17 protein-coding genes are annotated in these 20,628 nt (G+C 68.6%); 6 read left to right on the top strand and 11 right to left on the bottom strand.

Annotated elements, in window-relative coordinates; genetic code table 11:
* Positions 1 to 1,061 (top strand): PilT/PilU family type 4a pilus ATPase (locus tag VFK57_04880; protein ID HET7695021.1); only part of this gene is annotated, 1,061 nt, incomplete at its 5' end.
* 61 nt (positions 1,062 to 1,122) lie between these two features.
* Positions 1,123 to 1,647 carry a regulatory protein RecX gene (locus VFK57_04875; protein HET7695020.1) on the top strand — a complete coding sequence of 175 codons (525 nt, stop codon included), beginning with the start codon at positions 1,123 to 1,125 and terminating at the stop codon, positions 1,645 to 1,647.
* A gap of 65 nt (positions 1,648 to 1,712) precedes the next feature.
* On the opposite strand, the gene VFK57_04870 is transcribed toward VFK57_04875, so the two are convergent.
* Positions 1,713 to 5,447, bottom strand: a complete 3,735-nt coding sequence (locus VFK57_04870) for an ATP-binding protein (GenBank protein HET7695019.1) — start codon at positions 5,445 to 5,447, stop codon at positions 1,713 to 1,715.
* Between the two features lie 42 nt (positions 5,448 to 5,489).
* Here VFK57_04870 and alaS point away from each other — a divergent pair, with 42 nt between their 5' ends.
* From alaS to rpsT, 4 genes are all read left to right on the top strand, one after another.
* Positions 5,490 to 8,198 carry an alanine--tRNA ligase gene (alaS, locus tag VFK57_04865; protein HET7695018.1) on the top strand — a complete coding sequence of 903 codons (2,709 nt, stop codon included), beginning with the start codon at positions 5,490 to 5,492 and terminating at the stop codon, positions 8,196 to 8,198.
* 127 nt (positions 8,199 to 8,325) lie between these two features.
* On the top strand, positions 8,326 to 8,991 hold the full coding sequence (locus tag VFK57_04860) for a lytic transglycosylase domain-containing protein (protein ID HET7695017.1): 666 nt from the start codon (positions 8,326 to 8,328) through the stop codon (positions 8,989 to 8,991).
* A 101-nt stretch (positions 8,992 to 9,092) separates the two neighbouring features.
* Positions 9,093 to 9,476, top strand: a complete 384-nt coding sequence (locus VFK57_04855) for an RNA-binding S4 domain-containing protein (GenBank protein HET7695016.1) — start codon at positions 9,093 to 9,095, stop codon at positions 9,474 to 9,476.
* A 44-nt stretch (positions 9,477 to 9,520) separates the two neighbouring features.
* A complete protein-coding gene (gene rpsT / locus VFK57_04850; protein HET7695015.1) occupies positions 9,521 to 9,790 on the top strand; it encodes a 30S ribosomal protein S20 in 270 nt (89 codons plus the stop codon).
* A 6-nt stretch (positions 9,791 to 9,796) separates the two neighbouring features.
* Here rpsT and holA read toward each other — a convergent pair whose 3' ends face one another.
* From holA to acpP, 10 genes are all read right to left on the bottom strand, one after another.
* Positions 9,797 to 10,813: a DNA polymerase III subunit delta gene (gene holA / locus VFK57_04845; protein ID HET7695014.1), complete on the bottom strand. Its 1,017-nt coding sequence runs from the start codon at positions 10,811 to 10,813 to the stop codon at positions 9,797 to 9,799.
* Positions 10,814 to 10,816: 3 nt separating this feature from the next.
* A complete protein-coding gene (gene lptE / locus VFK57_04840) occupies positions 10,817 to 11,317 on the bottom strand; it encodes an LPS assembly lipoprotein LptE (protein HET7695013.1) in 501 nt (166 codons plus the stop codon).
* Positions 11,318 to 11,376: 59 nt separating this feature from the next.
* Positions 11,377 to 13,911 (bottom strand): leucine--tRNA ligase, encoded by a 2,535-nt coding sequence (gene leuS / locus VFK57_04835; GenBank protein ID HET7695012.1) that lies wholly within the window; start codon positions 13,909 to 13,911, stop codon positions 11,377 to 11,379.
* A 5-nt stretch (positions 13,912 to 13,916) separates the two neighbouring features.
* Complete coding sequence (locus VFK57_04830) at positions 13,917 to 14,837, bottom strand: histone deacetylase (protein HET7695011.1); 921 nt, start codon at positions 14,835 to 14,837, stop codon at positions 13,917 to 13,919.
* Positions 14,838 to 14,891: 54 nt separating this feature from the next.
* Positions 14,892 to 15,509 carry a lysophospholipid acyltransferase family protein gene (locus VFK57_04825; GenBank protein ID HET7695010.1) on the bottom strand — a complete coding sequence of 206 codons (618 nt, stop codon included), beginning with the start codon at positions 15,507 to 15,509 and terminating at the stop codon, positions 14,892 to 14,894.
* A 139-nt stretch (positions 15,510 to 15,648) separates the two neighbouring features.
* Positions 15,649 to 17,328 carry an electron transfer flavoprotein-ubiquinone oxidoreductase gene (locus VFK57_04820; GenBank protein HET7695009.1) on the bottom strand — a complete coding sequence of 560 codons (1,680 nt, stop codon included), beginning with the start codon at positions 17,326 to 17,328 and terminating at the stop codon, positions 15,649 to 15,651.
* 1 nt (position 17,329) lies between these two features.
* A complete protein-coding gene (locus VFK57_04815) occupies positions 17,330 to 18,283 on the bottom strand; it encodes an electron transfer flavoprotein subunit alpha/FixB family protein (protein ID HET7695008.1) in 954 nt (317 codons plus the stop codon).
* The gene (locus VFK57_04810) at positions 18,280 to 19,011 is read right to left on the bottom strand and encodes an electron transfer flavoprotein subunit beta/FixA family protein (GenBank protein HET7695007.1); all 732 of its coding nucleotides are present in this window, start codon (positions 19,009 to 19,011) and stop codon (positions 18,280 to 18,282) included. The genes VFK57_04815 and VFK57_04810 overlap by 4 nt, the downstream gene beginning before the upstream one ends.
* Positions 19,012 to 19,120: 109 nt before the next feature.
* Positions 19,121 to 20,374, bottom strand: coding sequence for a beta-ketoacyl-ACP synthase II (gene fabF, locus VFK57_04805; GenBank protein ID HET7695006.1), 1,254 nt, complete (start codon positions 20,372 to 20,374; stop codon positions 19,121 to 19,123).
* On the bottom strand, positions 20,371 to 20,613 hold the full coding sequence (acpP, locus tag VFK57_04800) for an acyl carrier protein (GenBank protein ID HET7695005.1): 243 nt from the start codon (positions 20,611 to 20,613) through the stop codon (positions 20,371 to 20,373). Before acpP ends, fabF begins: the two co-directional genes overlap by 4 nt.
* Between the last annotated feature and the right edge of the window lie 15 nt (positions 20,614 to 20,628).

The following is a 20,628-nucleotide window of genomic DNA, read 5'->3' as shown; positions in this document are numbered from 1 at the left end:
ATACCGAAGCGATCGCCCAGACGATCCTCGGGCCGGAGCACGTCGAGAAGTTCCGGAAGAACCAGGACGTCGACCTCGCCTACAGCATCGACGGGCTGGGGCGCTTCCGCGTCAACGTGTTCCAGCAGCGCGGCACCGTGGGGCTGGTCCTGCGCATCATCCCGACGCGCATCAAGACGATCGACGAGCTGAACCTGCCGCCGGTGCTGAAGCGGATCGCGTCGGAAGAGCGCGGCCTGGTGCTGGTGACCGGGACGACCGGATCGGGCAAGAGCACCACGCTGGCGGCGATGATCGACTACATCAACGCGACGCGCCAGGCGCACGTCATGACGGTCGAGGATCCGATCGAGTACCTGCACCGGGACAACCAGTCGATCGTCAACCAGCGCGAGATCTCGGTCGATACCCAGTCGTTCGCGCACGCGCTGCGCGCCGCGCTGCGTCAGGACCCCGACGTCATCCTGGTCGGCGAGATGCGCGACCTCGAGACCGTCGAGACCGCCCTGCACGCCGCCGAGACCGGCCACCTCGTGTTCTCGACGCTGCACACGCTCGACGCGACCGAAACGATCAACCGCATCATCGCGGTGTTCCCGCCCCACCAGCAGCGCCAGGTGCGGATTCAGCTCGCCGCCGTGCTCAAGGCGGCGATCTCGCAGCGCCTGCTGCCGCGCGCCGACGGGATGGGGCGCGCCGCCGCGGTCGAGGTGATGACGTCGACGGCATTCATCCGCGACTGCATCATCGACAAGGACAAGACGTCGATGATCTCGGGCGCGATCGCCTCCGGCACGTCGCAGTACGGGATGCAGACCTTCGACCAGGCGATCTTCGGCCTCTATTCGCAGGGGCTGGTGACGCTCGAAGAGGCGCTGCGCTGGGCGTCGAACGTGGACGACTTCAAGCTCAAGGTGTCCGGCATCTCGACCACCGCCGACATGGCGCGAGACGAGATGGCGGCAAAGCTGGCCGCCCCCAGGCCCGGGAGCAAGCCCGCCGCACCGGCCGCGCCCGCCAGGCCGGCGATGCCGACGATCGAACGGTTCGGAGGACGATAGCATCGGGTGATCGGGCGATCGGGTGATCGGGTGATCGGGTGATCGGGTGATCGCATAATCGGTGAGCAGACGCGTGCCTCGATCACCCGATCACCCGATCGCCCGATCCCCCGATCGAACCGCCTACGTCGACGCGCTGCATCTGCTCGGCCGGCGTGAGCTCTCCGTTCACCAGCTGCGCGAGCGCCTCCGCGAGCGCGATCATTCCCAGGACGACATCGAGCGCGCAATCGGTCTGCTGATCGAGAATCGCGCGCTCGACGACCGCCGCGTCGCCGCCGCGTACGTGCGAAGCGCGCTGGCCGTCAAGGGACGCGGGCGGCTGCGGATCCAGCGCGAGCTGCAGGCCATGGGGATCGACAAGGAGGTCGCCGCCGAGGCGCTCGCCGAGGGGTTCGGCTCGGTCGACGAGCGCACGCTGATCGCGCGCGCGTTGAAGAAGAAGCTGCGGGGCAAGACGACGATCGCGACCCCCGCCGAGTACGCCCGCGTCTACCAGTTCCTCATGCGCCAGGGCTTCTCGCCGGGCGGCATTACCGCCGCCCTGCGTGCGTTCCGGCGCGGTGACTTCACCGACGATCACTGACGGCCACGGACCGCGCGGAGAACCGCGGGGCGGACCAACCGGTGTCGTCCGTGAGATCCGTGCCTCTATCGGAGGCCCGTAGTGAGCACCGACAGCAGGTGCTCGAGCTGGTCCATGTCGACCGGCTTCACGAGATGCGCGTCGAAGCCGGCGTCCCGGCTGCGCTGGCGATCGGTTTCCTGGCCGTAGCCGGTGATGGCGACGAGCTTGATCGCCGCGTGCCGGTCCGATTCGCGGAAGCGGCGGGCCAGCTCGAAGCCGTCCATCACCGGCAGGCCGATGTCGAGCAGCGCGATCGCCGGCGGGTTCTCGTCGGCGGCGCGCAGCGCCGCCAGGCTGTCCAGCGCCACCGTCACCCGGTAGCCGAGCGCGCCGACGTACTCGCGCAGCATGTCGGCGGCGTCCGCGTTGTCGTCCACGACGAGCACCGGCAGCCCTTCGCGCGGCAGGTCCCGCTCCGCCGACGCCGCCTCCGCCAGCGCGGCCGCCTCGTGCGCCGACGGCGCCGCCGGCAGGCGCACCACGAACTCGCTGCCTCTGCCGCGCCCTTCGCTGTACGCCTCGACGGTGCCGCCGTGCAGCTGGACGAGATTGCGCACGATCGTCAGCCCCAGGCCGAGGCCGCCCGCCGTCCGATCCAGCGTCTGCCGCTCCTGCGTGAACATCTCGAAGACGCGCGGCAGCATCATCGGATCGATGCCGATGCCGGTATCGGCGACGCGCACCGCCACCATGTCCCCCTCCAGCGCGCCTTTGATCACGACCCGGCCGCCGCCGTCGGTGTACTTCGCCGCGTTGGTGAGGAGGTTGGCGACGATCTGCGCCAGCCGCGCCGGGTCGGCGACGACGTCCAGTCCGCGCGGGACGCGGACGTCGAGGCGATGCTTGCGCTCCTCGAGGAGCGGACTCGCCATCTCGATCGCCTTCGCCACCGCGTCGGCGACGTCGAGCCGCTCGCGCCGCAGCTCGATCTTGCCGCGGGCGATGCGGGAGACGTCGAGCAGGTCGTCCACCAGCCGGACCAGGTGCCGGGTCTGCCGCTCGATCACGGTCCGCTCGTGCTCCAGCGCGGCCCCGCCGCGCAGCCGCATCAGCTGCAGCGCGGTGAGGATCGGCGCCAGCGGGTTGCGCAGCTCGTGCCCGAGCATGGCGAGGAACTCGTCCTTGGCGCGGCTCGCCGACTCCGCGTCGCTGCGCGCGCGCACCAGCTCGCTGACCTCGAAGACGACGACCGCAATCCCGTCGATCTGCTGCGTCGCATCGCGCAGCGGCTGATAGACGAAATCGAAGAACAGCTCCTCCGGCGCCTCCCCCCGTGTGCGCTCCACCCTCAGGCGCAGCTCGCTGCCGACGTAGGGCTGCCCGGTGGTAAAGACGCCGTCGAGCAGCTCGTAGACCCCCTGCCCGTCGAGCTCGGGCAACGCCTCGCGCACCGGCTTGCCGATGACGTCGCGATTGCCGATCAGCGCGAGGTAGGCGGGATTGGCGTGCTCGAACACGTGATCCGGACCGCGCAGGATCGCCATTGCCGCGGGGACCTGGCGGAAGATGTCGACGAGCTGACGGCGCTGCAGGTTCTCGACCGCGTGCATCGAGGCGCGGATCAGCAGCGTCTCGACGCGCGCCGTCAGCTCACGCGCGGAGAACGGCTTGACCAGATACTCGTCAGCCCCGGCCTGGAGCCCTTCCAGCCGCATCTCTTCCCCCGCCCGTGCCGAGAGCATCATCACCGGCACGTCGCGGGTCTCGGGGTTCGCGCGCAGCGCGGCGAGCAGTCCGAAGCCGTCCAGCTCCGGCATCATGACGTCCGTGATCACCAGGTCGGCTCGATGCCGCTGCATCCGCGCCAGCGCCTCCCGTCCGTCGCGCGCGGTGTCGACCACCCAGCGCGGCGACAACAGCCGCCGCAGGTAGTCGCGCATGTCGAGATTGTCGTCGGCGACGAGGATGCGGCCGCGCTCCGGCGGCCCTGCCTCGATCGGCGCCTCGTCGACCGCGAGGTCGGGCGCCGCGGCGGATTCGAGCCACCGCTCGGCTTCGACGAAGAAGGGCTGCACGCCGATCGCGCTCGACGCGAGCGCCGGCGCGGAGCCGATCCGCTCCGCCGGGAGGTGCGCGGCGCCCAGGGGAATCGTCACGCTGAAGGTCGTGCCTCGTCCGGGCTGGCTCTCGACGGTAATCGCCCCGCCGTGCAGCGCGACCAGGTCCTGGACGAGCGCGAGGCCGATGCCGGTGCCCTCGTGCGTCCTCGCCCGCGTGCCTTCGATCCGATGGAAGCGCTCGAACACGCGCGGCTGCTCCGCCTCCGGAATGCCGACGCCGGTGTCCTCCACCGACAGCGTGACGGCACCGCGCGCGGCGCGAATCGCCACCCTGATGCTGCCTTCGAGCGTGAACTTGAACGCATTCGACAGCAGGTTGAGAACGATCTTCTCCCACATCTGCCGATCGACGAAGACCGGCTCCGGCAGCGGCGGGCAGTCGACCTCGAACGCGAGTCCGCCGCGCTCGATCGCCGACCGGAAGTTGCTGGCGAGATCGGTCGTCAGCGCCGCGAGATCGATCGGCTCGTAGGTCGCCTGGGCGCGGCCGGCTTCCGCCCGTGAGAAGTCCAGCAGCGAGTTCACCAGCTTGAGCAGCCGCAGCTGGTTGCGATAGACCGTCTCCAGCTCGGGACGGTGCATGACGCCGCCGTGCGCCAGCGCGTCTTCGGTCGGCCCGAGCATCAGCGTCAAGGGGGTGCGGAATTCGTGGCTGACGTTCGAGAAGAACGCCGTCTTGGCGCGATCGAGCGCCGCCAGCGCTTCGGCGCGGCGCCGCTCGTCTTCGTAGACGCGCGCGTTGGCGAGGCCCGAGGCGATCTGCCCCACCAGCAGACCGAGGAAGCTGCGGCAGGACTCGTCGAGCGGACGGTACGGGTTGTGGCCGGCGATGAACACGTAAGACGGCCGCAGCTGCCCCTGCAGCGTGATCGGCAGCATGACGGCACGCGTCACCGGCACGTCCCACGGTCCCGACGGCCACGCCGCGTCGCCGGCCCGGTGATCCACGATCAGGTCGTCCGAGCCCTGCAGCACGCGGGCGAACGGCCAGGGTCCGCCGTCCTCGAGCGCCGCCTGGCTCGGGGCGGCCTGGTGATCCTCGGTGATACCGCTGCGCGCGACGAGCGTCGCGTGGGCGCTCGCCTCGTCCACCGCGTAGAGCAGCGCAAACGGAATGTCGCGCCCGTTGGCGGCGGCGCAGGTCTCCACCGCCGCGTACACCTCCTGGGCCTCGTTCGCACCAGCCAGCATCGAGGCCAGCATCTGCAGCGCCCCGAGGCGGCGCTCGCCGATGATCCGCTCGGTCTCCTCGGTCACGACGCAGAGGTTGCCCGCGATCGTGCCGCTGTCGTCGAACAGCGGACTGTAGGAGAAGGTGTGATACGTCTCTTCCGGATAGCCGTAGCGCAGGACGATCAGCATCAGCCCTTCGTCCCAGGTCGCCCGCCCCGACGACATGACCTGGTCGATGCGCGGGCTGACGTCCTTCCAGATCTCCGCCCACACCTCCCGCGCGGGACGCCCCAGCGCCGACGGATGCCTGGGACCGAGCGACATGCGCGCGTACGCGTCGTTATAGAGAAACGACAGCTCGGGTCCCCAGCCAATCCACATCGCAAAGCGCGACGTGAGCATGATGCGCACGACAATCCGCAGGCTTTGCGGCCAGTCGTCGGGCGGACCGAGCGCGGTGCCGGTCCAGTCCATGTCGCGCATGAGCGCGCCGACTTCGCCGCCCTGCTCGAAGACGTTCTGCATCGGGCTCCGATCCTATCGTGTTGTCACGGTACAATGTCGAGCATGACGTCGAAGGAGATCAGGCGCTCGTTTCTCAAGTATTTCGAGCGCCACGGGCATGCCATCGTCGCGAGCTCGTCGCTCGTGCCGGGGGACGATCCGACCCTGCTCTTCACCAACGCCGGGATGAACCAGTTCAAGGACCTGTTCCTGGGCAGGGAAAAGCGCGCCTACACCCGCGCCACGACGTCTCAGAAGTGCATGCGCGTGAGCGGCAAGCACAACGATCTCGACAACGTCGGCCCGTCGCTGCGGCATCACACCTTCTTCGAGATGCTCGGCAACTTCTCGTTCGGCGACTATTTCAAGAATGACGCGATCCCGTTCGCGTGGGAGCTGCTCACCACGGTCTGGAACCTGCCGGCGGACCGGCTGTTCCCCACCGTCTTCAAGGGAGAAGCCGGGATTCCGCGTGACGACGAGGCGTTCGCCATCTGGCAGCGGTTCGTGCCGCGCGACCGGATCACCGAGCTCGGCCTGGCGGAGAACTTCTGGCAGATGGGGGACACCGGGCCGTGCGGCCGCTGCTCCGAGGTCCACTACTTCCGCGGCAACGACATTCCCTGCGAGCGCGAGGCCGCCGGCCAGCCGTGCCTGGCGATCGATTGCAGCTGCGACCGCTACGTGGAGATCTGGAACAACGTCTTCATGGAGTTCGATCGGCAGCCGGACGGCACGCTGAACCCGCTGCCGGCGCCGTCGATCGACACCGGGATGGGGCTCGAGCGCATCACCGCCGTCATCCAGGGCAGGATCTCGAACTACGACACGGATCTGTTCGCGCCGATCCTGAAGGCAATCGGGGATCGCGCCGGCCGCCGCTACGGCGCGACGCTCGACGATCCCTCCGACGTCTCGATGCGCGTGATCGCCGATCACCTCCGCGCGATGACGTTCCTCATCGCCGACGGCGTCATCCCGTCGAACGAATGGCGCGGCTACGTGCTCCGCAAGATCATGCGCCGCGCGATGCGCCACGGCAAGAAGCTCGGGTTCACGCAGCCGGTGCTCCACTCGCTGGTCGACGTCGTCGTTCGCGAGATGGGGGATGCGTACCCCGAATTGCCGCGCAACCGCGACAACATCGTGCTGGTGGTGCGGAGCGAAGAGGAACGGTTCGATGCCGTGCTGACCGGCGGGCTGCCGCGCCTGGAAGAGGCGCTCGACCGCGCCGCGGCCGGGACGAAGGTGCTGCCCGGCGATGAAGCGTTCCGGCTGTACGACTCGCTCGGCGTGCCGCTCGACTTCATGGAGGATCTGGCGGGCCAGCGCGGCGTGACGCTCGATCGTGAAGGCTACGAGCGGGCGATGGAGGGGCAGCGCGAGCGCGCCCGCGCGGGGAGCACGTTCGAGGGGAAGCGCACGCAGGAGTTCTCCTACGCGTCTGACGCGGATCGGACGGCGGCGACTGCGCCTGGCGATCAGTTCGAAGGCTACACCGCCACCAGCGTGAAAGGGGTGCCGGTGATCGCAGTGTTCGACGGCGAACGGCGGCAAGCCGCGGAACTGAAGCAGGGGCAGACCGGGTACGTCGTGCTGGAACGGACGCCGTTCTACCTCGAGTCCGGCGGCCAGGTCTCCGACAGCGGCACGATCGCCAGCGAGGCGACCGGCGCCGTCGCGCAGGTGAACGGGCTGGCCAGGCTGGCGGCCAGCGGCCCGCGCGCGCACCGCGTCACCGTCGAGCGCGGGGTCTTCAAGCCGCGCGACATCGTGACTGCCACCGTCGATGCCGATACCCGCGACGCGACGCGGCGCAATCACACCGCGACCCATCTGCTGCACGCCGCGCTGCGCAGGGTCCTGGGCACGCACGTCAAGCAGGCGGGCTCGCTGGTCGCGCCCGATCGCCTCCGCTTCGACTTCGTACACTTCCAGGCGATCCGGCGCGAGCAGCTCGACGAGATCGAACGCATCGTCAACGAGCACATCTACCGGAACGCGCCGGTGCAGACCGAGGTCAAAGCCACCGAGGAGGCGATGGCGTCGGGCGCAATGGCGCTGTTCGGCGAGAAGTACGGCGATCGGGTGCGCGTGGTGTCGATCGGCGACGGCTCGTTCAGCAAGGAGCTGTGCGGCGGCACCCACGTGCGCGCCACCGGAGACATCGGTCCGTTCGTGATCACGCAGGAGAGCGGCGTCGCCGCGGGCGTGCGCCGCATCGAAGCGCTCACCGGCGCCGGCGCCGTGGCCTTTCAGCAGCAGCAGCGGCAGGCGCTGGATCGGGTGCTCGGCGCGCTGAACACCTCCGCAGACCAGGGGGTCGAGATCGTTCAGCGCCTGCAGTCCGACGTCAAGCGCCTCACCCGCGAGATCGAGCAGTTGAGGATGAAGGCGGCGCTCGGCGGCGGCGGCGCCGCGGGCGGACACGACGACGTGCGCGAGGTGAAGGGCGTGCGAATGATCGCGCGGCGCGTCAGCGGCCTGGAGAAGGCTGCGCTGCGCGGGTTGTCCGATACCCTGCGCGATCGCCTGGGCAGCGGGCTGGTCGTGATTGCCTCGGAGAACGACGGCAAGGTGTCGCTGGTGGTGTCGGTCACCAAGGATCTCACCGCGCGGATCCAGGCCGGACGGGTCGTCAAGGAACTGGCCCCGATCGTCGGGGGCGGCGGCGGCGGCCGGCCCGACTTCGCCGAAGCCGGCGGCAAGGACCCCTCGAAAATCGACGAACTGCTCCAGCGGGCTCCGGAGGTCGTCGGTTCACTTCTGTAATCGGGCGTGCAGGAACGGGACGCCGGAGCCGAAAATATCCTCGTAAGTCATTGACAACCCACGGCAACGCCCTTGCCGTTGTGGTAGAGCCCGGCCCGGCCGTACACTGTCGAGCTGGCACGAGGATATGCTCCGCATCGCACTCTCCACCGTCCTCCTGTGCGTGATTACGCCTGCCCTGGCGCACGCCCAGCTGTACTCGTGGACAGATGCGTCAGGGCGCCTGATCATCTCGGACCGGCCGCAAAGCCCCGCGGCCAGGACGTATTCGGTCGCCTACGTGGGCGCCGGGTACGGCGTCGTCAACGAGGCCCCGGCGTCGAAGCGCCGCATCACTGAATTCGACGACCTGATCGTCGAGAACGCCACCCAGCATGCGCTGCACCCCGATTTCGTCCGGGCGGTGATCCAGGCCGAGTCGGCATTCAACCCCCGGGCGCGGTCGGTGAAGGGGGCGATGGGCCTGATGCAGCTGATGCCCGGCACGGCCGCGCAGTACGGCGTGACGGACGCCTTCGACCCCGTGCAGAACGTCAAGGCGGGCGTCGCCTATCTGAAAAGCCTGCTCGTCCGCTTCGGCAACGACATCTCGCTCGCGCTCGCCGCCTATAACGCCGGGCCGAAAGCGGTGGAACGCTACGGCAACGCCGTGCCCCCCTACAAGGAAACCCGCAACTACGTCTCGAAGATCCGCGCCAACGCCGGCGCGGCGGCCGAGAGCGGACCGAAGCCGATCGTCCGCCGGGTGGAGATCGTCAACGGCCGGGAAGTCGTCCGGTACTCGCAGAAGTAGGCAGCCGCCGACCCGCCGGCCGCTCGCTCACCGCTGTCCGCCAGCCGGTACAATTGGGAAAGATTTCCAAATTCCCAAATTCCCAAATTTCCAAATCCCCTATGCGCCTTGACGTCTGGCTCGACGTGGCCTGTCTCTTCAAGACCCGCTCGGAAGCCAAGCGCGCGGCCGAGGGGGGCAAGGTCGACGTCAATGGGCAGGCGGCGAAGCCGCACCGCGACCTCAAGGAGGGGGACGAGATCGAGATCAGCCGGCCGTTCGGCCGGCGGCAGAAGGTCATCGTCCGTGTCCTGGCCGGGCAGCACATGCCCAGGGCGCAGGCGCGGCTGATGTACGAGGACGTGACGCCGAAGCCGACTCCCGAGGAAGTCGAACTGCGGCGGATGGCGCGGCTGGCGGCTCCCTTCGTGCGGCGGCCGGGGGCCGGCGCCCCGGACAAGCGCGAACGGCGGGAATTACGCCGGATGAAGCGCGGCGGGTCCTAGCGAACGGGCGCCGGCGAGGAAAGGTGTGCTAAAATCAGGCGTTTATGGCTAGTCACGAATCCGCCGTCAAGGCCCACCGCCAGAGTCTCGTCAAGCGGGAGGCGAACCGCCAGTACCGCGCCCGCCTCCGCGGCGCCCTGCGCTCGATCCGCGCCGCCATCGACGCGGGGGATCCGGCGAAGGTGAAGGACGCGCTCCGCAGCACGATTTCGCTCGTCGACAAGATGGCCGGCAAGAGGGTCATCCACCGCAACGCCGCCGCGCGCTACAAGTCGCGCCTGGCGAAGCGCGTCGCCGGGCGCAGCGCGGCCTAGCGGGCGCTACGGTCCGGCCGGGCCGCGAGGCGACGGCGGACGGCACAACTCCACCACCAGGCGTTCGAGCAGCACTCGCGGGTCTCCTCCTGAACTCTTCAGGTCGAGGTCCGTGCGGAACAGCGCCTCCACCGCCGCCGGGATCCGCCGTGGATCGTTCATCTTGTCCCGCACGAACCAGGCGAGCTGCCCCAGCACCTGATACGACACCGCGCCGGCGTCGAACGCCAGCGCGAGCTGGCGCAGCGCCTCCCTGGCATTGCCATTCTGAATCGCGTTGGTCACCGCCCAGTCGTCGTTCGCCGTTTCGGCGCTGACGATCTCGCGCGCGTCCGCCAGCGTGATGCCCGGCTTGCCGGTCGTGTAGAGCATCAGCCGCTCGATGTCGCCGCGGAGCCGGACGATGTCGAAGCCGGCGCGCTCGGCCACCAGCCGCGCCGCCGCCGGTTCGATCACCTGCCCCGCCTCGGCGACCGCCTTCTTCACCATCTGTTCCGCGATCCGCGTCGCCTGGTGCAGATCCGATCCGCGGGCTTCCTTGCCCGGCTTCAGTCCCCAGCACTCGACGACGGTGGCGTGTTTCATGATCGCCTTGCCGGCTTTGCGCGTCTTGTCGATGTCCGCGGCCGCGATCACGAGCGTGGTGGTCGGCGAGGGGCTCTGCACGTACTCGGTCAGCGCGTCCAGGTCGCTCGGCGGCTCGGCATCCTCGTCCCCCTCGGCGGGGTCTTCCCTGCTCCTGCGCTTCGGCTTCAGCAGCCGCTCGCCGCGCACCACGACGACGACGCGGCGCTCGCCCATCATCGGGATCTGCCGGCACGCCTGAACGATGGACGCCGGGGTGGTGGTCTTCTCCCCCGCGTACATCCGCTCGACGTTGAAGACGCGCAGCTCGTCTTCGACCAGCGAGCTGATGTCCGCCGCCAGCCGCGCGATCTCCGCGTCGTCATCGCCGAGCAGGAGATAGACCGGATCCGCCGTGCCCCGGGCGATCTGCTGCCGGACCTGAGAGGCCAGAGCCATCGGCTAAAAGGCTTCGAGAATCGAGCTGACGAGCGCGCGGGCGAATTCGTTGGCCATCCGTTCGCGCGCGTTGACGTCCTGGCCGAGGAACGTGGCCGTGTCGAGCGCGCTGGTCGGGTTCAGCGCGAACTCCTCGCGGTACTGCATCGACGGGTTGGACCACAGCACCGTGTTGGTGCGCATGTCCTTGAACTCGACGGAGGCGCTCAACGTCAACGCGTAGCGCGTCGCCTGCTGCGCCGTATTGAAGGCCACCGGCGTCAGTGTGACGGACGAGATGACGCCGGTGACCAGTCCGTCCACGCCGGTCGCGTCCGGCACGATCGTCCACTTGCCGCGGCCGATGAACTCGCTGCGGACGCGTTCGGTGACCTGCCGATCCAGCTCGAAGACCGCGGTGTTGTTGGTGAACTGCGGCACGCCGATCCGCTTGATGTAGGCCGGCAGAAACGATCCGCGTCCGGCCAGCGAGTAGCCGCATCCGCTCTGGAGGGCGGCGAGCACGGCCAACCCGATCCAGCAGTAAAGCCGACGCCTGGATCGCGTGTCTGCGAGGAACCGCGTCACTTGTCCCCCACGACGATGCTGACCAGCTTGCCGCCGGACACGACCACCACTTTCTTGACCTGCTTCCCGGCGAGGTGCGGCTTCACCTGTGGATCGCCGAGCGCCGCGGCGCGCAGCTCCTCCTCGCTGGTGCCCGCCGCGACCGTCACGCGGCCGCGCACCTTCCCGTTGACCTGCACCGGAACCACGACCTCGTCCGCCTTGGCGACCGCCTCGTCGTACTTCGGCCAGCCTGCGGCGAGGACGCCGCCGGCATGGCCCAGCGCCTCCCACAGCTCCTCTGCCATGTGCGGCGCGAACGGCGAGATCATCAGCACCAGCGCCTCGATCGCTTCCTTGAGCACTGCGATCGTCGACGGCCGCGCGATCGTCCCGACATCCTCGGGCTGGTCGCCGACCGGCACCGAGCGGCCGCCGCTGCAGAACGCATACAGCTCGTTGACCAGCTCCATCATCGCGGAGATCGCGGTGTTGAGATGGACGCGCGGATCGAGATCCAGCGTGACGCGGCGGATGGTGTCGTGCGTCTTTCGCCGCAGCGCCCGCTCGGCGGCGTTCAGCTCCAGCGTGCCGGGCTCGGGGATCCCCTCGCCGCCGATGGTTTCCGCGAGTGAATCGACCAGGCGCCAGACGCGCGCCAGGAACCGCCAGCTCCCCTCGAGGCCGGCGTCGGTCCACTCGATCTCTTTCTCGGGCGGGGCGACGAACATCACGTAGAGTCGCAGGGCGTCGGCGCCGTACTTGGCAATCATGTCGTCCGGATCGACGACGTTGCCCTTCGACTTGGACATGACCTGGCCGCTCTTCAGCACCATCCCCTGCGTCAGCAGCCGCGCGAACGGCTCGCTGAGGGCGGTCATTCCGAGATCGCGGAACACGCGCGTGAAGAAACGCGAATAGATCAGGTGCAGGATCGCGTGCTCGACGCCGCCGCTGTAGAAGTCGACCGGCCCCCAGTAGGTGACCTTCTCCGGATCGAACGGCAGCCCGTCGTTCTTCGGATCGCAGAAGCGGAAGAAGTACCACGACGAATCGACGAACGTGTCCATCGTGTCGGTCTCGCGGCGCGCCGCCCCCCCGCACGTCGGACACGTGGTGTTGACGAACTCCGGAATCTGCCCGAGCGGCGAGTCGCCGCGGCCGCTGAATTCCGCCGTCTTCGGCAGTTCCACCGGCAGGCTGTCGTACGGGACCGGCACCACGCCGTCCGTCTCACAGTAGACGACTGGAATCGGCGTGCCCCAGTAACGCTGCCGCGAGATGCCCCAGTCTTTCAGCCGGTACTGAACGGTGCCTTCGCCGATTCCGCGCGCCGCCGCATCCGCGGTCATGCGGCGGTTGGCCTCCTCCCAGGGAAGCCCGTCGTACTCCCCCGAGTTCACCAGCACGCCTTCCCCCGCGTGCGCCTCGGTCATCGTCGCGCCGTCCAGCTTCTCCCCTGGCTTCTCGACCACGACCGTGACCGGCAGGTTGTACTTGCGGGCGAACTCGAAGTCGCGCTGATCGTGCCCCGGCACACCCATCACCGCGCCGGTGCCGTAGTCGATGAGGACGAAGTTCGCGACCCAGATCGGGATCGCCCTGCCGGTGAACGGATTGATCGCCGTCCGGCCGGTGTCGAAGCCTTCCTTTTCGACCTCGCCGGTCATGCGCGCCGATCGATCCTGCGAGGTGAACTTCGTCACCCGCGCGCGGAACGCCGCCGGATCGTCCGCCGCGTCCGCGAACCGCTGCACCAGCGGATGCTCCGGCGCGATCACGATGAAATTCGCGCCGAAGATCGTGTCGATGCGGGTGGTGAACACCTCGAGGCTGGAGCCCTCCTCGAGCGCGAAGCGCACGCGGGCCCCTTCGGAGCGGCCGACCCAGTTGCGCTGCATGGTGAGGACCTTCTCGGGCCACTCCTCCAGCTCGCGCATGCCGTCCAGCAGCTCGTCGCCGTAATGCGTGATCTTGAAGAACCACTGCTCGAGCTCGCGGGTCGTGACGACCGTGCCGCACCGCCAGCACGCGCCGTCGACCACCTGCTCGTTGGCGAGCACGGTCTTGCAGCTCGGGCACCAGTTCACGTTGGATCGCTTCCGGTAGGCGAGCCCGCGCTCGAGCATCTTCAGGAAGATCCACTGGTTCCACCGGTAGTAGTCAGGCAGGCAGGTCGCGATCTCGCGCTCCCAGGCGTAGCTGATGCCGAGCCGCTGCAGCTGCCCCTTCATGTGCGCGATGTTGTCGAGCGTCCAGGTCTCGGGATGCGTGCCGTTCTTGATCGCCGCGTTCTCGGCCGGCAGGCCGAAGGCGTCCCAGCCGAACGGGTGCAGCACGTTGAAGCCGCGCATCCGCTTCATCCGGGCGACGACGTCGCCGATCATGTAGTTGCGGACGTGCCCGACGTGCGCATGGCCCGACGGGTAGGCGAACATCTCGAGGCAGTAGAACTTCGGCTTCGACGCGTCCTCGGTCACCTCGAAGGCGCGCGACGTCCGCCACCGCTCCTGCCACTTGGCTTCGACTGTCTGGGGTTTGTACTCCGGCACGATCCTTAAATTATAGCTTCGCGCAGCACCCTGATGGTCTCGTCGAGACACGCGCGCAGCGCGGCCAGGTCGTAGCCCCCTTCGGTCACCGCCGCGAGCGGACAGCCGATGCGCCGGGCGGTGTCGCGCAGCGCCCGGACGATGGCGGCGTAACCCGCGGTGCTGACGCGCATCGAGGCCAGGGGATCGTCCTCGTGCGCGTCGTACCCGGCCGAGATCAGCAGCAGCCCGGGCGCGTATTCCTCCAGCCGCGCCGCAACGGTCTCGTAGGCGCGTGCGTAGTCGGCGTCGGTCGCGCCCGCCGCAAGCGGAATGTTCAGCGTGAAACCCCGGCCGGCGCCAGAGCCGGTCTCGTCCGCGGCGCCGGTCCCCGGATAGAACGGGAACTGATGCGTGGACACGTACAGGACGCGCGGCTCCGTGTAGAACATCCACTGCGTGCCGTTGCCGTGATGGACGTCGATGTCGACGACCGCCACCCGTTCCACCCCGCGCGCGAGTGCGGCCGCGGCCGCGACCGCGACGTTGTTGAACAGGCAGAACCCCATCGCCGCATCCCGCTCCGCATGATGCCCCGGCGGCCGCACCAGCGCGAGCGCCGGCTCGCCGGTGTCGAGCGCATGATCCGCGGCCTGGACCGCCGCTCCTGCCGCGAGCAGTGCGACCTCGTAGGATTCCGGCGAGGTGTAGGTGTCCGGGTCCAGCTTCGCCGCGCGTCCGGCGATCCGCGTCATGGCGTCCACGTACCCGGCGTCGTGCACTCGCAGCAGTTCCTCGCGCGTCGCCGCGCGCGGCTCGATTACCCGCACCCCCTGGTCGCGCCACGCGTCCGCCACCGCGGTGAACACGTCGGCGCGCTCCGGCCCCTCGGGATGCCCCGGCGGCGTGGTGTGTTCGGCGAAGCGGGTACTCGATATCAGCAGCATTCAGTGTCTTTCACAGGAGAACCTGAGAACGGGAGATCAAATATTCTCTCGTTCTCAGGTTTTCCTGCTTCGAAGTCCGCGCGAGCCGGCCACGATCTGTTGGGCCCGCAGTTCCAGTGCGCTCAGGGTGCGCTGCAGCTGCTCGACCCCGGCGTCGATCGTCGGATCCTGCGTGTCGCGGATTTCGAGCGGCTGACCGATCGCCAGGGCGATTCGCGCGAACGGCTTCGGGATTTGCGTGCGATCCCAGCTCTTCATCGTCCACGACGAACTGGACTCGATGTGGAACGGCAGGATCGGCTGGCCGGTCGCGCCGGCGAGGAACACCGCGCCGGGCTGCGCCACGCGCGCGGGACCGCGCGGACCATCGACGGTGAAGGCGGCCGGCTTTCCCGCCGCGAGATCGCGCCGCAACTGCACCAGCGCCCGCGCCCCGCCGCGCGACGTCGATCCGCGCGCCGTGCCGTAGCCGAACCGCCGGATGATCCCGGCGATCCACTCGCCGTCGAAGTTCTGGCTGGTGATGACGACGATGCCGCGGCGCTTCCAGAACAGCGTGGCGGGCAGAATGCGTCCGTGCCAGAACGCGAAGATCGGCTGCCGGCCGGAAGCGACGATGGCGTCGTAGTGCGCGTAGCCATCGACGCGCCAGCGATAGGTCGCGCCGAGCACCCGGATCAGCGGAGCGGCACCCGCCGAAATCAGGGCCGCCCGTCGAAGCTGCGCCGGCGAGAGAGCGGATTCCTGCGTCAGAAGCTCACGCTACCCGATTCCAGATTCCCAGATTCCCAAATTTCCAAATTTCCAAATCCTACATGCCTTCGTAGTGGGGGCCGCCGCCCCCTTCCGGAGGCACCCAGTCGATGATCTGATACGGATCCATGATGTCGCAGGTCTTGCAGTGGACGCAGTTCGAGGCGTTGATCTGCAGCTTCTTTCCCCGCGCCCCGTCGTCCACCATCTCGTAGACGTTCGCCGGGCAGAAGCGGATGCACGGGTTGCCGTACTCCTCGCGGCAGCGCGTGGCGCACACGTTCGCGTCGTGCACGATCAGGTGCGACGGCTGATCCTCCGGGTGGCGCGTGCCGGAATAGTGGACGCCGGTGAGGCGATCGAAGGTGAGCTGGCGATCGATCCTGACCGGGTTCACCGGTGTGTCGGGATCGGGCCGCGCGTCCTTGTAGTACTCGCCGAGCTTCTGGATGCGCGTCCAGCCGCCGTGCGACGGCAGCGGATCGCGGAACCACCAGCCGCCGGTGACGAGCGACAGCCCCGCGAACATCGCCCCGGCGAACGAACCGTAGCCGAACGCCTGGTGGACGTTGCGGACCGGATACAGTTCCTTGCGGACCGCGCTGGCGTTGATGCGCGACTCGTAGGCCTGCAGCGCCGCCTCCGAGGTATCCCCCTTGCGAATCGCCTCGAAGCAGGTCTCCGCCGCGAGCATCCCCGACCGCATGGCGAGGTGGATGCCCTTCAGCCGCGCCGAGTTCATCAACCCGGCGGCGTCGCCCGCGATCAGCGCGCCGCCGGCGTACAGCTTCGGCACCGTGTGCCAGCCGCCTTCCGGCAGCGCCTTCGCGCCGTACCGCACCAGCGTCGCCCCCTGCAGCATCGAGGCGATGAGCGGGTGCCGCTTGAAATGCTGGAACGCGATGTGCGGGTCGAACATCGGGTCCTTGTAGTCCAGCCCCGTCACCAGCCCGAGCGAGACGAGGTTGTCGGGCAGCGAATAGACGAAGCCGCCGCCGAACTCCTCGTTGCGCAGCGGGAACCCCATCGTGTGCATCACGCGGCCCGGCGTGGTGCGTCCCGGCGGCAGCTCCCACAGTTCCTTGATGCCGATCGCGTAGACCTGCGGGCTCCTGCCGTCGTCCAAACCGAGCTGCCGTACCAGCGACTTGGTGAGGTTGCCGCGGACGCCGTCGGTGAAGATCGTCACCTTGGCGTGGATGTCGACGCCCGGCTCGAAGGTCGGCTTGCGCTGCCCGTGCTTGTCGATGCCGCGATCGCCGGTGCGGACGCCGATCACGCGAGCCGGCTGCGCGGCGGTATCGAACAGCACTTCGGTCGCGGGGAAGCCGGTGAACACGTCGACGCCTTCCGCTTCCACGAGCCCGCCGAGCCACTTCACGAAGCGGTTCAGCGAGATGATGTAGTTGCCGTGATTGCGGAAGAACGGCGGCGTGATCGGCAGCCGCACCTTGCCGGTGCGGGTCAGGAAGTAGATGTCGTCGCCGTGCACCTCGGTGGCGAGCGGCGCTCCCTTCGCCTTGAAGTCCGGGATGAGGTCGCGGAGCGTCGAAGGGTCGAGCACCGCGCCGGACAGCATGTGCGCGCCGGCCTCGCGCGCCTTTTCGAGCACCGCGATTGCCAGGGGCTCGCCCCCCTTTTCTTTCTGCAGCTGCGCGAGCCGCAGCGCTGCCGACATGCCGGCGGGTCCGCCGCCGACGATGAGGACGTCGACTTCGAGAACCTCGCGTTCGGCCACGCTACTTGTTCAATTCCGCAATCATCGCCGGCACCACCTCGAAGAGATCGCCGGCAATGCCGTAGTCGGCGATCTCGAAGATCGGGGCTTCCGGATCCTTGTTGACGGCGACGATCGTGCGGGCGCCCTTCATGCCGACCAGGTGCTGGATGGCGCCGGAGATGCCGAGCGCGACGTACAGCCGGGGCGCGACCGTCTGCCCGGAGCTGCCGATCTGCCGATCCATCGGCAGCCAGCCGGCATCGCAGATCGGCCGCGAGGCGGCGATCTCGGCGCCCATCGCCTGCGCGAGCTGCTGGGCGAGCTGCAGGTGTTCCTGCGCCTTGATGCCGCGGCCGACCGACACGATCCGCTCCGCCTGCGACAGGTCGACGGCCTGCTTCGCTTCCTTGAAGGGCTGCTCGGGACGCTGCCGGATCCTGGAGGCGTCGATGGCGATCGCCGCCTTCCGCACCGCCGCCGGCGCGCCGCCGGCCTTCATGGCATCCGCGCGGTAGGCGCCGATCTGGAACGTCGCCAGGTGCGCCCCCTCGACGGCAACGTCGGCCTGCAGCTTGCCCTGGAACATCGGCCGCACGTAGGCGCCGTCCTTCACGGCGACGCAGTCGGTGATCAGCGGCCGGTTGAGGCGGGCCGCCAGCGCCGGCGCGAAATCGCGGGTCTGGTACGTGTGCGGCAGGAACACGCGATCCGGTTTCTCGGCGTCGATCAGCGCCTGCAGCGCGAGGACGAAGCCGTCGGCGGTGTAGTCCTTCAGCGCGGCGTCGTCCACGGCAATCACTTCGGCGAGGTCGGCGGCGGCAACCTCCGCCGCCACCGTGTCGACGCCGGAGCCCAGCACGGCGGCCTTGACGGGCCCTGAGGCCTGCGCGCTCGCGGCCTGCGCCGCGGCGATCGTCTCCAGCGTGGCGCGGTTCAGTTTGCCGTCGCGATGTTCGGCGATGACGAGAATCACAGCGCCCTCGCTTCCTCGCGCAGCCGCTTCACCAGCTCTTTCGCGGCCTCGGCCGGGGAGCCGGCGAGCATCTGCGTCTTCTTCCCCTTCTCGGGGAAGTAGAGGCTGGTGATGCGCTGCGCCGGCGCGGCCGCCGGCGGCGTCACCTTCCTGATCTCCTTCTTCTTCGCCGCCATGATCCCCTTGAGCGTGGCGTAGCGCAGCTGGTTGATGCCGCTCTGGATGGTCAGCAGCGCCGGCATCGGCAGGGCCACCCACTGGAACCATCCGCCTTCGAGCTCGCGCTTCACGCGCAGCAGCCCGCCGTCCCCCTGCTGCACTTCCATGATGATGGTCGCGTGCGGCATGCCGAGCTTCTCGGCCAGGATGACGCCGACCTGCCCGAAGCCCTGATCGTCGGACTGCAGCCCGGTCAGGACCAGGTCGACCGCTTCGTCCTTGATTGCCGCCGCCAGCGCGTCGGCGATCACGCTCGCGTCGGCGGTCGCCAGCGCGTCCGCTTCGACGTGGATCGCGCGATCGGCGCCGCGGGCGAGCGCCTCGCGGATGACCTGCGTGGCACGGGCGGGACCGGCGCAGCACGCCACGACCTCGCCGCCATGCTTCTCCTTGAGCCGCAGCGCTTCTTCGAGCGCGTAAGCGTCAGGCTCGTTCAGCTCGAACCCCGCATCCTGATCGCGGATCCAGGTCTTCTGATCGTTGACGCGCAGCTGCCACTCTCGCGTCACCACTTGCTTGATACAGACGACAATTTTCATGGTCTTGGCGCTCGGGGCCGGCTTCGCGCCGGTTCCCAGCGGCCCCTCGCTTGAGCTCCCTGCGCGACCGGCGTGCGAATCACGCGTGCGGGTCGAACCTCTTCATCAACAGCGTGCCGTTGGTCCCGCCGAACCCGAACGAGTTGGACAGCGCGTAGTTGATGGTCATCGGTCTGGGCGTGTACGGCACGTAGTCGAGATCGCACGCCGCGTCGGGGTTGTCGAGATTGATGGTCGGCGGGGCGATCTGGTGCTTGATCGCCAGGGCGGTGATGCCCGCTTCCAGCCCGCCGGCGGCGCCCAGGAGGTGCCCGGTCATCGACTTGGTCGACGACAGCGCCAGCTTGTAGGCGTGCTCGCCGAACAGCTTCTTCACGCCGCGCGTCTCCGTCGGATCGTTGATCGGCGTCGACGTGCCGTGCGCGTTGATGTAATTCACCTCGGACGGCTGAATGCCCGCCTTGTTCAGCGCCATCGTCATCGACCGGATCGCGCCGTGCGCTTCTTCGGGCTGGCCGGTGAGGTGATAGGCGTCGGAGGTCAGGCCGTAGCCGACCAGCTCGCAGTAGATGCCGGCGCCGCGCCGGGTGGCCGACTCGAGCGTCTCGAGGATGCAGATGCCGGAGCCCTCGCCCATCACGAAGCCGTCGCGATCCTTGTCGAACGGACGGCTGGCGCGATGCGGCTCGGCGTTGCGCGTCGACAGCGCGCGCATCGCGGCGAAGCCGCCGACGCCCATCGGGGTAATCGCCGCTTCCGAGCCGCCGGCGATCATGACCTCGGCGTCGCCGCGGCGGATGATCTCGTAGGCCTCGCCGATGGCGTGCGCCGAGGCGGTGCACGCCGTGCACGTCGCCAAGTTCGGGCCGCGGGCGTTGAAGCGGATCGAGACCTGGCCCGCGGCCAGGTTGATGATCGAGGCGGGAATGAAGAACGGAGAGATGCGGCGCGGGCCGCCCTTCATCAGCTCCTGGTGCTCGCGCTCGATGGTCTGGAACCCGCCGATGCCGGAGGCGATGTAGACGCCGACATGGTCGGCGAGATCCGCCGTGACCTGCAGCCGGGCGTCGTCCACCGCGAACTGCGAGGCGGCCAGCGCGAACTGGATGAAGACGTCCATCTTCTTGACGTCTTTCTTGTCCACGAACTGCAGCGGGTCGAAGCCCTTGACCTCGCCCGCGATTCGCGCCGAGAAGCTGGACGCATCGAACCGGGTGATCGGCCCGATGCCGCTCCGGCCGGCGAGCAGGGCTTCCCAGTTCGCCTGCGTTCCGATGGCGAGCGGGGACACCAGCCCGACGCCCGTCACCACAACGCGCCTGCCGCCGGTCATTTCTTGGACTTGGCGTGGGACTCGATGTACTCGATGGCTTCCTTCACGCGCGTGATCTTCTCGGCGTCCTCATCGGGGATCTCGATCCCGAACTCCTCCTCGAACGCCATCACGAGCTCGACGGTGTCGAGCGAGTCGGCGCCCAGGTCATCCACGAACGACGCATCCGGCGTCACTTCCTCTTCGTCGACCCCGAGCTGCTCGACGATGATGCTCTTCACCTTGTCTGCTACGGCCATCTAAACACCCTCCAA

The sequence above is a fragment of the Vicinamibacterales bacterium genome, assembly GCA_035699745.1.
Lineage (GTDB): Bacteria > Acidobacteriota > Vicinamibacteria > Vicinamibacterales > 2-12-FULL-66-21 > JAICSD01.
The sequence above is the reverse complement of the archived record's forward strand: the minus strand, read 5'-3'. Positions and strand labels throughout refer to the sequence as shown.